This is a genomic window from Aeromonas sp. ASNIH8 (assembly GCF_002919855.1).
GTDB lineage: Bacteria > Pseudomonadota > Gammaproteobacteria > Enterobacterales > Aeromonadaceae > Aeromonas > Aeromonas caviae.
Map to the genome: position 1 here is coordinate 1 of NZ_PQLN01000102.1, position 14,879 is coordinate 14,879.

12 protein-coding genes are annotated in these 14,879 nt (G+C 53.9%); 7 read left to right on the forward strand and 5 right to left on the reverse strand.

Going from position 1 to position 14,879, the window contains the following annotated elements; all coding sequences use genetic code 11:
• Nucleotides 1-110: 110 nt before the first annotated feature.
• Nucleotides 111-2,150 (reverse strand): DNA methyltransferase, encoded by a 2,040-nt coding sequence (locus C3418_RS19700; protein WP_258040147.1) that lies wholly within the window; start codon nt 2,148-2,150, stop codon nt 111-113.
• Between the two features lie 141 nt (nt 2,151-2,291).
• Here C3418_RS19700 and C3418_RS19705 point away from each other — a divergent pair, with 141 nt between their 5' ends.
• Entirely contained in the window at nt 2,292-2,723 is a 432-nt protein-coding gene (locus C3418_RS19705) for a hypothetical protein (RefSeq protein ID WP_073536820.1), read from the forward strand.
• A 38-nt stretch (nt 2,724-2,761) separates the two neighbouring features.
• Here the strand turns inward: C3418_RS19705 and C3418_RS19710 are convergent, their stop codons facing one another.
• From C3418_RS19710 to C3418_RS19725, 3 genes are all read right to left on the reverse strand, one after another.
• Nucleotides 2,762-3,082, reverse strand: a complete 321-nt coding sequence (locus C3418_RS19710; protein ID WP_130627551.1) for a hypothetical protein — start codon at nt 3,080-3,082, stop codon at nt 2,762-2,764.
• A gap of 6 nt (nt 3,083-3,088) precedes the next feature.
• Nucleotides 3,089-5,284, reverse strand: a complete 2,196-nt coding sequence (locus C3418_RS19715) for a DNA topoisomerase 3 (RefSeq protein WP_073536822.1) — start codon at nt 5,282-5,284, stop codon at nt 3,089-3,091.
• Nucleotides 5,285-5,480: 196 nt separating this feature from the next.
• A complete protein-coding gene (locus C3418_RS19725) occupies nt 5,481-6,095 on the reverse strand; it encodes a hypothetical protein (protein ID WP_073536823.1) in 615 nt (204 codons plus the stop codon).
• 249 nt (nt 6,096-6,344) lie between these two features.
• Between C3418_RS19725 and mobH the strand changes: the two genes are divergently transcribed.
• The 5 genes from mobH (at nt 6,345) to C3418_RS19750 (ending at nt 12,892) form a co-directional block, all read left to right on the forward strand.
• Nucleotides 6,345-9,308 carry a MobH family relaxase gene (gene mobH / locus C3418_RS19730; protein WP_232048270.1) on the forward strand — a complete coding sequence of 988 codons (2,964 nt, stop codon included), beginning with the start codon at nt 6,345-6,347 and terminating at the stop codon, nt 9,306-9,308.
• Between the two features lie 2 nt (nt 9,309-9,310).
• Nucleotides 9,311-11,176, forward strand: coding sequence for a conjugative transfer system coupling protein TraD (gene traD, locus C3418_RS19735; RefSeq protein WP_011899407.1), 1,866 nt, complete (start codon nt 9,311-9,313; stop codon nt 11,174-11,176).
• Nucleotides 11,177-11,186: 10 nt separating this feature from the next.
• The gene (locus C3418_RS19740; RefSeq protein ID WP_073536825.1) at nt 11,187-11,771 is read left to right on the forward strand and encodes a hypothetical protein; all 585 of its coding nucleotides are present in this window, start codon (nt 11,187-11,189) and stop codon (nt 11,769-11,771) included.
• Nucleotides 11,728-12,357 carry a DUF4400 domain-containing protein gene (locus tag C3418_RS19745; RefSeq protein WP_073536826.1) on the forward strand — a complete coding sequence of 210 codons (630 nt, stop codon included), beginning with the start codon at nt 11,728-11,730 and terminating at the stop codon, nt 12,355-12,357. Before C3418_RS19740 ends, C3418_RS19745 begins: the two co-directional genes overlap by 44 nt.
• A gap of 145 nt (nt 12,358-12,502) precedes the next feature.
• Nucleotides 12,503-12,892 carry a hypothetical protein gene (locus C3418_RS19750; protein WP_073536865.1) on the forward strand — a complete coding sequence of 130 codons (390 nt, stop codon included), beginning with the start codon at nt 12,503-12,505 and terminating at the stop codon, nt 12,890-12,892.
• A gap of 341 nt (nt 12,893-13,233) precedes the next feature.
• Here C3418_RS19750 and C3418_RS19760 read toward each other — a convergent pair whose 3' ends face one another.
• A complete protein-coding gene (locus tag C3418_RS19760; RefSeq protein ID WP_103859114.1) occupies nt 13,234-14,148 on the reverse strand; it encodes a LysR family transcriptional regulator in 915 nt (304 codons plus the stop codon).
• A 259-nt stretch (nt 14,149-14,407) separates the two neighbouring features.
• Between C3418_RS19760 and C3418_RS19765 the strand changes: the two genes are divergently transcribed.
• Nucleotides 14,408-14,879, forward strand: a 472-nt coding sequence (locus C3418_RS19765; protein ID WP_146054134.1) for a sigma factor-like helix-turn-helix DNA-binding protein, incomplete at its 3' end; no start/stop codon positions are given.

Consider the following 14,879-nt stretch of genomic DNA (forward strand, 5'->3'; position numbering starts at 1 on the left):
ACGATTAAAAAGTGTGAAGGCGATCCTGACTATAAAGTTAACTGCATATCACAGGCCTATAAGTATTTGTTTTGTAGGCAAAAAACTATTTTTAATTTTTAACAAAATGTTCACGATCTCGCCCTGCGTTCCTTGGCATTTAAAAACTCATCCGCTCCTAATATTCTTCTTATCCAACGTTCTGCTTGTGGTTCGATTCTCAGCAGTTCGTCACGCTCATCTCGAGTCATAAGGAAATTGCCACCATCCGTTGGTTTATTACCAAAAAATAGTGGTGGTATATCGCTTGTTAATGGTTTTTTTTGTGCTGTAACAGCAATGTTACTACCTTCCACTAGATAGGGGCTTATATTTTCAACTATACGGCAATGCCACTCTCCATTAACTTGTTGGAATAGCTTTTTTGATTTTTGACTAGAATATAGCCCAACAATTACCACATGCACGGCAGCCTTGTCGCGAGCATTGTTAGCCCAAGGGAACGTTGGATAGGCAAGGTGAATACTCAGGCCAAGGTTAAATATTCGCGGCCAAAGAGTGGCCACCTGCTCACCCTGGCAGATAGAGTTAGTCGATACCAGTGCCAGCTCAGCCCGTGAGCCTTGTATATACTGTGCCCCCTTCCAGAACCAGCAGGCGACAAAATCCAGATAACCCAGCGCTTTATCATTGTTAAAAACGGCCTGCATATTGGCGCGCTGTTCATCTGAACGACCCAATGTGCCCAAGAAAGGCGGATTCCCGATCACATAGACCTTATCCTCAATCCCTTTGGGGCAGACCTTATGCCAATCCAGCACCAGGCTATCACCACTCACGATATTGCCGGATGATCTCAGCGGTAGCGCGGGGGGAGCATAGCCAAAGGTTTGCTCCCATTGCTTGTTGAGTTGATGTTCGGCCAGCCAGAGTGCAAGGCGGGCGATCTCACAGGCGAAGTCATCTATCTCGATACCGTAAAACTGATCGAGGTGCAGGCTGCTCATGGAGAAGCCCTGCTGCGGTTCGAGTTGCTGCAAGGCTTGAATGACCATTCGCTCCAGTGTGTGCAACTCCTTGTAGGCGATGATCAAGAAGTTGCCGGAGCCACAGGCGGGATCGAAGACTTTGATATTACCGAGGCGCACCAGCAGTTTCTTAAGGCCATTGGCACTCTTTCGATTTTTTTCCAACTCGGCCCGCAGTGAATCCAGAAACAGCGGTTGGATCACCTTCATGATGTTGCTGTAAGAGGTGTAGTGCTGGCCCAGATTGCCACGCTGCTCGACATCAATCACCGCTTGGAACATTGAACCAAAGATATCCGGGTTGATGTCCCCCCAGTTCATCATGCAGCACTCCAGCAGGATCTTGCGACCCTGCTTGCCGAGCGCCGGGATGGGTTCATCTACCGCGAACAGCCCACCATTTACATAGGGGAAGGCCGCCAGATGGGACGGTAGGGTTTTGCGTAACTCGCTATTGGGTTCGCTGTTCATGATGGCGAACAAGTCACTCAGGAACTGATCGAGGTCGCTGCCGTCCTCCTCGGTGTAGCCTTTAATGGCAGAGGTGAACTGACCCTGATTAAAGATCCCCGTATCTTCGGCGAACAGGCAGAACAGCAGCCGAGTCAGGAATACGTTGAGAGCATGAATATCCTCAGGTCTACTCAATTCATTGAGGCTCTTGATGAGATCGAAAAGCTTGCCCATCTTCTCGGCAGCCTTCACATCGGCTGGGTTCTCGGCACCCAGAATCGCCTTCTCAAGGCCTGCTAAGGGTAGGAAGAAACCATATTCGCGGAACAGTTCGCCGAGCTCAGTATCGAGTCTCTCTTCAGTCAGTACGTCCCACGAGAGGAAGCGAACAAAATCGGTGAGGATGACGAAGCGGTATTTGTGCTTGGTGCTGGCACATTCTGCAATCCGCTGTTCAAAAAGGAGCTCGATATCGGCGCCTTCATCCACCGGCTGAAAGTAGAACTTTGAGTTGATGCCAACGTGGCCCGCTTCTTTGGCAAGGTTGCGGCTCCCCCCTTGCCTGATATGCGTGATCGTGGCCTTGGGCAGTCCATAGGCGGCCATAAAGCCAAAGATAAATTCGGATTGGTCAGGTGCGCTGACCAGCGCTTTCAAGTCATCGGAGATTTTGGTCTGATTGACGGCCATGATGATCCTTGGTGCTCTACTGCAATGTCACATCCACGTAGGGAGGGCAGTGTTCATATTCGATTGGGCACAATGGTAAACCATTGACGCTACGAGACACGAGACACGAGACACAATCTTTGCGAGAAGCAGGCACAATCCATGTTCCCGATCTGGTCATCAGAGTTCACTGAAATCGTGTCCACTCGTCCAAATTTGTACAACTGCACCAGTATCATGACGGGCGGGATAGTAGAGGCTATTCAGCCACTGGTGATGAAGGGTAGGACAGACTGCGATCCCTTTATGCGCTATTCCATCAGTGATTTGACGACAGTCTATGGTGGCATGTTTGGCGGAGGAAGTAGGCCATTCGGCCGTTATTGGTATCTGACTGACTCCAAGCCCCCTGATCCCTACTTGCTTTTGCCAGCAGACAGGGAGGAGGTCAAAAAACTCTTCAAGTGCCGGGACTCATCACTGCCCGCCTATCTGCTTGATTACGTGCGATGCCAGAGTCACGATCAGATCATCTATCCCTGGAACATGGGACGGGACAGTGTTTTCCCTGTCGGCGTGGTCTTTTTCCACTGATTAGAATGAGAAAGGGGCCGATGGCCCCTTCTTCGTTTTCAGTTCTCAAGCTGCGAGCAACTTTGCCGGGATATGCCTTCCTGATAGGGGGCATTCTTGGTGCGCTTCAAGTCCACCAGCTCGTCCAAAATGGGGTTCATTGCGAGCTCGTGGGGTGATGCCACCTGGCGGCATTTAGTCGCGAAGTGTGAGTTCACATCCACAACGACAGAAAGCAGAACCTGATCAGCATTCAAGTCCCCCAATCCCTTTGCGATAGTGATCGCATCCTCGCTCACATAGCTACGGGCCAGCCCTGTATCAGCCGCCATTAAAGAACCGGTGTAGATAAGGGCTGTCATCATCAACAGTCGTAACATCCTCATTCAATCCTGAAAATCGGACTTTTTGAAAGGCATCGTGGTCTTGCAATCCGGGTATCCTGTGCAGCCCCAGAACTTGGTGGCTCTGACTTTTCCTGGTGCCTTGCCTTTCCTCAGTCGCATCGGGCTGGCGCAGTCCGGACAGGCAGGGCAATCCTCAGTCGCGATCCTTTTCTCTGGTTTGCCTCTGTTATCCGGGAACGTCTTCTTGCAAGCCTCGTTCTTACAACCCCAGAAGAACCCGTTTTTCCCCTTGATCCGGATCAGTGTCTCCCCACCGCAGTTGAAGCAGACATGCAGCTGGGGTTTTGCCCCGGCAAAGGCCTTTACCATTGCACCTCCGTCCTGTGTAAGAGCAGGGGCCGCCGTCTTGAGCTGCTCGACCATCTGGCATATCCAGGATGAGATCTGTTTCATGAAGACAGACATGTTCCCGGCGCCAGTGGCGATTTTTTCAAGTTCCTGCTCCCAGGCGGCCGTCATCCCAGGTGACTTGATCGCTGGTGGTAGTACCGCTATGAGCGCATGGGCCTTCTCAGTGGCGATCAGCACTTTTTTCTGACGCTTGAAGTAACCCTTATCCACGGCACCCTGGATGATGCTCGCTCGGGTGGCTGGGGTGCCTAGGCCTGCCGTGTCTTTGAGGATCTGCTTGAACTTCTCCTCGGTCACGAATCTGGCGATGTTCTCCATTGCGGCCAAGAGGGTGGCTTCGGTGAAATGCGGGGCGGGGCGGGTCATTTTGTTCGCAAGATCGGCCCCTTTCAATAACGCCGGTTCTCCTTGGCTGACGCGGGGTAACTTCTCTTGCTCAATCAGTGCATCGACATCCTCACCTTCTTCCTTCGGGTCACTCTCACTGTCAGAGGTGAACAACACCTTCCAGCCTTGCTTGGTTGGTGTTTTGCCTGACGCAGCGAAGAGGTGACGGCCACTTTGCACCTCAATGACGGTTTTGGAAAACTCAAACTCGCTGTAGAACTGCGCAATGTAGAAGCGGCGGATCGCATCGTACAGGTTGAGCTCGATCTCCGACATGGCGCTGATGTTCGTTCTGGCTGGTGTCGGGATGATCGCGTGGTGCGCGGACACTTTACTGTCATTGAACACCCTGGCCTTGCGATGTGGGTCAGCCCCGGCCACCAGCCCAGAGACCCTTTGATCGGACAATATGATCGCCTGGAGGATGTCGGAGATGTTCTCCTTCTGGCTCTCCGGTAGATACCGGCTGTCGGTTCGTGGATAGGTAGTGGCTTTGTGCGTTTCGTACAGAGATTGGGCTGCGTCGAGCACCTGCTGAGCGGTATAGCCCCATCGTTTGCTGCCGTACTGCTGTAGGGCGGTGAGGTCAAATGGCAGGGGAGCCGACTCTTTACCGGGTTTTGTCTCCGCCTTACTGATGACGGCTTGAGCCCCATTGATCTGGGAGGCGACTTGCTCGGCATAGGCTTTATTGGTACACCGGCCCTGATCGTCGCTGCACTCCTCGGGCGGTACCCACTGCGCCAAAAACTGCCCATTCTGAACAGCAACGTTGACGCCCAGCACCCAGTATGGCGAGGGTGTGAAGCCCGCAATATCCCGGTCACGCTGACACACCAGAGCGACAGTGGGGGTGATCACCCTTCCAACATGGAGTGTACTCTCGAAACCGACTTGTCGAGCCAGGACGGTATAGAGGCGGCTCACGTTCATGCCGATCAACCAGTCTGCACGTTGCCGCCCAAGGGCTGCGTAGTACAGGGGCACAGTATCCTGACCATCTTTGATATTGCTGAGTGCTTTGCGGATGCTTGATTCATCCAGGGCTGTCAGGCAAACACGGCGCACCGGGCCTGAGTAGCGGAACCTGTCTAAAAGGGATCTCGCGATGGCCTCGCCCTCGCGGTCGTAGTCCGTGGAGATGTAGACGGTACTGGCCTTTTTCACCAAGCCCTCAATGATCTTGTACTGCTTGGCGGATTTCTGGCGAACTTTGCTCTGCCATGACTCCGGCGCAATGGGGAGAGAGTCGAGAGACCATGACTTGTATTTCTCGTCGTAGTCGTCGGGCATATACATCTCAAGCAGATGGCCGAACGCCCAGGTGATGACGCGCTTGCCTCCGTCATGGATGAAGCCGTCACCGCGTTGTGTCAACTTCAACACACCGGCCAGATCTTTTGCCTGTGAAGGCTTTTCGCAAATGTACAGATCCATTACACAGCCCCCCTCATAGCCTGAGTTGGGCTTGCCAGTTCACTCCAGTTTCGGGCCAAGTCTTTGACCTGCGGGTAGTCTTTGGAAAGGTCTCCTAGTATCCCAGAGATCACATAAGCCGCCTCTTGGGGGCTCCCCCTCGATGCGGCTTCCTGGAGCATGATCGTGAAGGCATCTGCGAGATCAGCGTTATTGGTTATTTCAGTGCTTTGCATGGGTTCACCACTGAGTAGGGGCGCACAGACTCGCGCACAATGCGCCGGTCATCGGGGGTTATGCCTTGGTTGGTACAGAAATGGGTCCAGGCCTGTAAATAACCGTGGGAGGTGTGAACAGGCGGGATGCAGCCGGTGATCACTTCCGAAGGCACATTCGTTGCACCTTGGGCATCGATAAAGCGCCAGTCGTGCTCGTCCATCCCTTTGCCAGCGTTGCAATAACGCTCCCAGCGGGAAATCTCATAAACGGAGTAGCCTTGGCGATTGCCGGATTGGATCCCTTCGAACGCCGTCATGGTCGCAGCGATGTCACCGGGCGTCAGTATCGGTGCCGGAAGGGAAATGGTTTCTGATGTTGTGCTGGCGATGTTGGATGTCAGCGAACCATCCTGCCCCAACACATGGACAAACGCCGGTTGTCTCAGCGCCGCGCCGCCCCGCCCATAATTGTCCCACGCAACAGTCAGCTCCCGGCTGACCCTCGCCGGTTTGTCGTTGATCGCTGGGGCCTGCGGGGCAGGTGGAGCCTCGGGTGTGTTTGCCGCACACCCGGCCAACATAGCGACCCCAAGAATCAATAGCCGTTGTCTCATCGCGTAATTCCTTCCTTACCATCATGGATGTCCCATTCTACTGGGGGAGGAAGTGGAACCTCGTTTCTCAAACTGCCCAAATTGGACAGTTACGCAGGTGTGAGAGGAGAAATAGTTTTGAGAGCATGTAACGACGTAAAACGATGAACATGGTCAAGTTACATGTTGAGTGTCCTGAACAAGTTGTTTGGATGGGGCGGGAGCAAGGGGGAGTCCCCTCAGAGTGGCAGGCTCTTGCCGTTGAAGGACATGGATGAGGAAGACATCCCTCGCTACCCTCCTTTTGCCAAAGGCCTGCCTGTGGCCCCGATTGACAAGATACTGGCGACTCAAGCTGAACTGATCGAGAAGGTCAGGAACTCACTCGGTTTCACCATTGAGGACTTCAACCGGCTGGTACTGCCGGTGATCCACCGCTATGCCGCTTTTGTGCATCTATTGCCTGCATCGGAGGCTCATCACCACCGGGGAGCTGGTGGACTGTTTCGTCATGGCCTGGAGGTTGCCTTCTGGGCCGCTCAGGCATCCGAGTCTGTGATCTTCTCCATTGAAGGGACACCTAAGCAGCGGCGGGATAATGAACCTCGCTGGCGGTTGGCGAGCTGTTTTTCCGGGTTGCTGCATGACGTGGGCAAGCCGCTCGCTGATGTGTCCATTACGGACAAAAATGGGGTAGTGACCTGGAACCCCTACTTTGAATCCCTTCATGATTGGGCCGGACGCAATCACGTTGACCGGTACTTTATTCGCTGGCGGGAGAAGCGCCATAAGCGCCACGAACAGTTCTCTCTCTTGGCAGTAGATCGGATCATCCCGGTCGCAACCAGGGAATATCTCTCGGAGTCTGGCCCGCTGATCATTGAGGCAATGCTTGAGGCCATTTCAGGTACCAGTGTTAACCAGCCGGTGACGAAACTGATGCTTCGCGCCGATCAGGAGAGTGTATCCCGAGACCTGAAACAGAACCGGCTCAACGTGGACGAGTTCTCCTATGGCGTACCCGTTGAACGGTATGTGTTCGACGCTATCCGCCGTCTGGTTAAAACGGGAAAATGGAAGGTCAATGAACCGGGGGCCAAGGTTTGGCATCTCCAGCAAGGGGTATTCATCGCTTGGCGTAATCTTGGTGATCTCTACGATTTGATCAGTCACGACAAAATTCCGGGCATCCCACGGGATCCGGATACCCTTGCCGACATTCTGATCGAACGCGGGTTTGCTGTACCTAACACTGTGCAAGAGAAGGGAGACCGAGCGTACTACCGGTACTGGGAAGTCCTTCCCGAGATGATTCAAGAGGCTGCGGGCTCTATCAAGATCCTTATGCTGCGCCTTGAGTCAAATGAGCTGGTCTTCACAACTGAGCCACCAGCTGCCGTGGCGGGCGAAGTTGTGGGTGATGTGGCGGATGCTGTCATCGAGCTCATTGATCCTGATGAAGCGAGTGACGCTGATGATGAGTCAGCCAGTGGCATGAGTGAAAGCCTGCTGTCTGCTGAGCAAGAGGCCATGAACGCGCTGGCTGGGTTGGGATTTGGGGATGCGATGGAGATCCTGGGAGGAACAGCCAGTGACGACAATGCTACCCAGCCAGCACCAGTAGTGGACACCACTCCACCAGCAAAACCAGCAAAAGGGGCTGGTGGTCGTGGCGGGAAGAATCAAGCCAAAAAAACCGCTCCGGCAGCACCCGAACAACAGCAGCCCGAGCCTTCGCCTCAGGAGATCGCGAAAAGTACCCCGCCGCTGGCCGTGGAAAATCCGCTGCAAGCCATCATGGATGTCGGTGGGGGCTTGGGTGGCCTCGACTTCCCGTTCGATGCGTTTGTTGCGGGTACCAGCATGTCCGATGAGCCTAGCCAGGCACTAGCCCCTGAACCGAAACAGGATGTTGCCAATCCGGACAACCCAGACACACCCAATCTGGGCCTGATGAATCAGGTTTTCCCGAACTTCATGAATGATGAGTCCACCGGAGATGTGGGTGGGATGGATCTACCTCCTGCGTGGGCGATCGAGGAAATTCCATCATTCCATGCCTATGAGGGTGAGGTAGGCCAGCCTGGAAACCAGTTTGTGAGTGAAGAACTGGCTGGCGCCGACGCTCCGGATGCCAAAGGCGAGCTGCTGACATTGATGGCAACGTTCGGAGAGGCAGGGCCCATTCTGGAACGAGCAATTTTACCCGTGCTGGAAGGGAAGGCGACACTAGGTGAAGTGCTCTGCTTGATGAAAGGCCAGGCGGTGATCTTGTACCCAGAGGGCGCTCGGGCACTCGGAGCTCCGTCAGAAATCCTGACAGCCCTATTCCATGCTCAAGCCATTGTCCCCGATCCGGTTATGTCCGGGCGTAAGGTTCAGGACTTCAATGGCGTCAAAGCGATTGTTCTGACGGAACAATTATCCAGCGCGTTCATTGCGGCCATCAAGCAGGCAGAATCTTTACTGGGGGGCTATCAAGATGCCTTTGAGCTTGTTGCCTCTCCTGAGGTCAAAAAAAACCAGTCGAAAAAAAATAGAGGTCAGAGGAAGACAAGCCGCTCGGAAAGTAGCGGAGAAGATAGCCATGCAGCCTCTCCAGAAAGAGCTCAGGTGGAGGAAAAGCGCGTGATTGCCGATGCGCAGCTCATCGACGTGTCTGTCGAGCCCCCATCGCCACCAGTACCACCAGTCGATACTACGCCACCACCTGACAAGGTTGTGCCGCGGAAGGAATCACGGGGCAAGGAGAAGGTGGACAAACCAATTCAGCCTGCACCAACAACCAAACCTGCCGAGGGAACTCAAAATCTCGCTCGCTTGCCGCCGCGTGAGCAGCCAAAGCCTGAGTCTCAGCAAAAGCAGGCTAGGGTGATTGACGTAGGCAATATCGCGTTGCCAGGCCCAGATCTCCCCGAAGAACTGAGCCCGAGGAGCATCGTGAAGGAGGAGACGGTTGATGAGGCGCTCTATCTCCCACCGAAGATGACTCCCGAGAAAGCGATTCAGATGCTCAAGGAGATGATCAAGAACCGCAGTGGACGATGGCTTGTCAGCGCTGTGCTTGAAGAAGAAGGATTCCTCACTACCAGCGACAAGGCTTTTGAGGTTATCGCTGGGGAATATACCGGGATCAGTAAGCATGTTTTGGGTGGCACTTTGCGCCGAGCACAAAGGAGACCGTTGCTCAAGCAACGCCAAGGAAAACTCTATTTGGAGGTAGATAAATCGTGACAATGACCTATGACCCGCTCGCCTATGAGATGCCGTGGCGGCCTAATTATGAGATGAGCGCCGTTTTTGGCTGGGTGGCTGCATCCGTCGGGGCGCTGGCGGTCCAGCAAATTACGGATATGCCGCCGGAACCGTTCTATTGGATGACGGGAATTTGTGGTGTCATGACAATGGCTCGCCTGCCAAAAGCAATAAAACTGCACCTGCTCCAGAAGCATCTAAAGGGAAGGGATCTGGAGTTCATTTCCATCAAGGAGCTCCAGAAGAAGGTTCAGGCCTCCCCCGAGGATATGTGGCTTGGATATGGTTTCGCTTGGGAAAACCGCCATGCGCAGCGCGTTTTCGAGATCCTAAAACGAGACTGGACCTCTATCGTGGGCACGGAGTCAACAACAAGCAAGATTGTTCGGACGATACGGGGCAAGAAGAAAAAAGAGGTTCCTATCGGTCAGCCGTGGATCCACGGGGTTGAGCCAAAAGAAGAGCACCTGATGCAACCGCTCAAACACACTGAGGGCCATTCTCTCATCGTGGGTACGACGGGTTCGGGCAAGACCCGTATGTTCGATACGCTTATCTCCCAAGCCATCCTACGTGGCGAAGCTGTAATTATCATCGATCCGAAAGGGGATAAGGAGATGCGCGACAATGCGCGTCGGGCCTGTGAAGCAATGGGGCAAGCAGAGCGGTTTGTCTCTTTCCACCCGGCTTTCCCGGAGGAGTCAGTCCGGATCGATCCCCTTCGAAACTTCACCCGTGTTACAGAGATAGCAAGCCGCTTGGCCGCACTCATCCCCTCGGAAGGTGGCGGTGACCCGTTCAAATCGTTCGGTTGGCAGGCGCTGAACAACATCGCGCAGGGGTTGATCCTGGCGTATGACCGTCCCAACTTGATCAAGCTCCGTCGCTTTTTAGAAGGCGGCGCCGATGGCTTGGTTATCAAGGCTGTGCAGGCATATGCAGAGCGCGTGATGCCGGATTGGGAAGCCGCAGCGGCCCCTTATTTGGAGAAGGCGGCCAATGGGTCGCGCAGTAAGCTCGCAGTCGCTCACATGGCATTCTACAACAACGTTATCCAGCCTGAGCACCCAAGCTCGGAACTGGAAGGCCTGCTCAACATGTTCAAACATGATGCGACCCACTTCTCGAAGATGGTTTCGAACCTGCTGCCCATCATGAACATGCTGACCTCCGGCGAGCTCGGGCCACTGTTATCGCCTGATGCAACTGATCTCAGTGACGAGCGTCAGATCACCGATTCCGCCAAGATCATCAACAACGCCCAGGTGGCGTATTTAGGTCTCGACTCGCTCACCGATAACATGGTCGGCAGCGCTCTGGGGTCGATCTTCCTCTCAGATCTGACGGCGGTAGCGGGTGACCGCTACAACTATGGGGTGAACAACCTCCCAGTGAACATCTTTGTCGATGAAGCGGCAGAGGTAATCAACGATCCCTTTATTCAGCTCCTCAACAAGGGCCGCGGCGCGAAATTGCGTCTCTTCGTGGCAACGCAGACCTTTGCCGACTTTGCCGCCCGTTTGGGTAGCAAAGACAAAGCGCTCCAGGTGCTGGGGAACATCAACAACGTGTTTGCGCTGCGGATTGTCGATGCGGAGACACAAGAGTACATCGCCGAAAACCTGCCAAAAACACGACTCAAATATGTCATGCGGACCCAGGGCCAGAACACTGACGGAAGTGAACCGATCATGCACGGTGGTAACCAGGGCGAACGGTTAATGGAGGAAGAGGCCGATCTCTTCCCCGCTCAGCTGCTGGGGATGCTCCCGAACCTGGAGTACATAGCCAAAATCTCAGGCGGAAAAATAGTGAAAGGTCGGCTACCAATCTTGACCGAGAAGTAAGGGGTCAGCTATGTGCTGTAAGAAATATGATGGATATCAGGTTGATACCTATTCCGTTAACCCGTTTGATCGCGTGATGAATGCGCTAAAAAGTCGAGGCCGTAAGAACGCCCACATTCTGAGCATCTTGCAGCTGGATTGGCCAGCGTCTGAATCGATCATCCATCGCCTGAGCGACTACATCAGTGACAGCATCAAGGCCAACGAGGAGCCGGTGATTTATCCGATCATCGAGGAGGCCCTGCTCCGCTATAGCCAGCTGGTATTCCATGCGCAGAAGTATAAATACGAAGATCCTGCCAGGATCAGTGCCTTTTTAGACACCCTCATCACGGAGACCTGCAAGGCCCTGGAGGTTCAAATCGCGGCAAACAGTGGGGGGGGGGCCTGGTCTGTCGATTCTGGCACCTCATTTTCGGCCTGGTGCACCGACCACCCAGGTGACCTTTCGATCACTCCCCATGCTCATGAGGACGAATCTTCTCTGCGTGGTCTGCTGTATGACCTGCTTATCTGTGAAAGCGTGAAAAATGTTCTGAGGAGAACAGACTATGAACAAGCCGTGGTTAGTGGTCGTCTGGTTGCTCACCCTTGAGCTACTCGCGATTTTGATATTGATCCCTGGGGATTGGACTGCCAGAGCGATAAAAAATGAGTCCGTTCTGGTGAAACAAAGCCTTGGTATAGAGGCTCAGGATTGGATACATAACAAGGCCACGACGTGGTACCAATCCAGCATCATTGACTCCGGTTTCTACGACGGTATGTACAAGACGTTGATCCCCTCTGAGGCTGAGCGGGCGCGGTCAAGAGGGATGGAGGGCATGGGTAAGGATTGGTTTGTGTGGGTCAATGGCCGCATGGATGCCTTTGTGAACATCATCTACCAGTTTTACACCCGAGCGGCACTCCTGCTGGCATGGGCCCCGTACATGCTGATCTTGTTCGCCCCGGCCATCTATGACGGCTGGATGACGTGGAAAATAAAGCGGACCAACTTCGACTATGCGAGCCCCGTGCTGCATCGCTATAGCGTTCGAGGAACGATGTTCATCATGGCGGGATTGTTCATCTGCTTCTTTATCCCGTTCGCGCTCGACCCGGTTGTCATTCCTCTGACGATGATGGCCTGCTGTGTGCTGGTGGGCCTGACTGTCAGCAACTTCCAGAAACGAGTTTGATAGCGAAAGCCCTACCGTTGGCGGTGTCTGCATCTGGCATGAACCAGCGGTAGGGAGAGCTAGTCTGGCGAGTGATATTACTCAGTCAGGGCCACGAAGGCACCAGGTAGGTGCGTTTGCAAAAGATGATCAGGAGATGATGGTGATGAAATTACAAAGTTGTTTGCAGCTGATTATGGTAGCAGTGGGAGTGCTGGTGGCTGGTCAAGCTACTGCTGCATCGGGCGATACTAACAACACCGATAAGATTACGGCTCTGGATGCGGCCTGTCCCAGCTGTGTGAAGGTGGCGAACGATGTAATGGCTATTCGGGCGGAGCATTGTCAGCTCAAGAACACATCGGCCGAGATGATGATTAGCACCATGCGCAATGATCCAATGTATGGCTTTATGCAGGCTGTTGACTCGATGGTGGAGCCTGCGACTTATAAGACCATCCTGACGGCCGCAGCAACCCAGGTCGATTGCGGCAACCCGCAAAACTGGATCGACATGACGCAGAAGGCGCTCAAGAAGAGCACCCCAAAAAGTTAGCTGATTCGATTTCATGGCAGCGTGCGAACCGCTAAAAAATTTCGGGGCTTCGGATTTTCCGGTGGACGGCGATATTGAAAACCGACATCCCGACAGTTCATCCTTCGGATTTACTGGTGTACAACATATTATTGCTGTACCGCGCAATTGCGTTGTCATGCGAAATTCGTTGATACTGTAAGTCCGAGTCCGGCCATCACCTGCCGTTGCGGCAGTAATAACTCGGGTGGCTTGAGCGACAGGTAACTGATCTTTAAGCCGACATCGATGGCGTCAATGGTCAGTCTCTTGACCTTGGTGGCTGATACGCACTTGGCTATCATCCGGAGCCCTTCGCCCATTTAGCGCATATGCCTCGCGACGTGGTCACCAAATACCTTCACTTTCGCTGAATTGCGGCGGCCCTGTGGGCTGACCAGATGCACCGGTAGAGATGGTACAAGCCAGTCAGGCAACAGCACTTGTAGTTCACCGGAAGCGATTTCAGATTCAAACAACCACTCTGGCGAATAACCGATCCCCATCCCCTCGCAGATAGCATGCCGAACCACTTCGCTGCTGTTCGTTTGCAAGCTACCCTGTACATGGATAGTGTGGGTTGTGCCAACCCCTTCAGCAGAACCAGGGCCTGCGCTAAAACTCCATGCATTACGGCTTGCGAGCCCCGTATATACGATGCAGTTGTGCTGCAACAAATCATTCGGGTGGCTGGGCGGTTTGATTCCCTTTGCCAAGTTGCGAATGTAGCTTCGATGCGCGACCAAGAGACGCCGAGCGCTACCGACACGTCTTGCGATGAGGTTGCTGTCTGACAATTCGCCGATACGCACGGCGACATCGATGCCTTGCTCTACCAAATCAACAAAGCCGTCGTTTAACTTCATGTCAATTTTGACATCCGGATGATCGGCGAGGAACGACTGCACTAACGGCATCAGCTTCAAGCGACCAAATCCGACTGAGGCGGCTACGCGAAGCCATCCCGTTAACTTACGTTCACCGCTGACGAGCGTGCTCTCGGCTTCCGCAATCTCCGCGACCAATCGCCGTACCTGCTCAAAGTAGCGCTCACCTTCGTCGGTCAGCGCCAATGAACGCGTGGTGCGCATGAGTAACTTCACACCCAGCACGCGTTCGAGCGCGGCGACCTGTTTGCTGACAGCGCTTTGAGTGGTGTTGGCCTCGCGTGCAACCGCCGAAAAGCTGCCCGACTCAGCCACTCGCACGAAAGTTTGCATCGCTTGTAGTCGATCCATGGCTGCCTCATTAATTCCAAACAGGACTGTATGTTATGCCAATTCATAGTCTAGCTGCATATTCCCACGCATGGCGATCGCTCAATAACATTCATGCCGATCACTCAATAACATCCATGCCGATCACTCAATAACATCCCAAGCCGATCACTTTTTACCCTCGATGGGAAACCATGATCGGCATCCATGTTATTGGTGACTTTTTCTCCCCGCTTCGTTAAACCCGCACTTTCCCATCTGCTCCAACAGAGGAACGTGCATGTCTGCGAGGCCTATCACTGTGAGAAAACTCAAAGAAATTCTTCGTCTGAAATATCAGGCTCAATTGGCTCATCGGCAGATCGCCCTCAGCCTGCATATCTCACCCAGCACCGTATCCTATTACCTCAACCGCGCTGCTCAACTGGGCATCCTGACCTGGCCCCTGTCTGAGTCCTGGGATGATGTCTCCCTGGCGCGCGCTTTCCTCAACACACGCGCCGTCCATAACACTCAGCACAAACCCACGCCCAACTGGGCCTTGCTGCATCAGGAGCTCAAAAAAACAGGTCAAAAAGGCGTGACCCTCGAGCTGCTATGGCAGGAGTACGCCGAGCGCCATTCTGGCTCCCACTACAGCTACAACCACTTCTGTCGGCTCTATAAAGAGTGGGCGGCCCTGCTGCAACCCTCGATGCGGCAGACCCATATTGCGGGCGAAAAACTCTTTGTCGACTACTGCGGCCAGACCA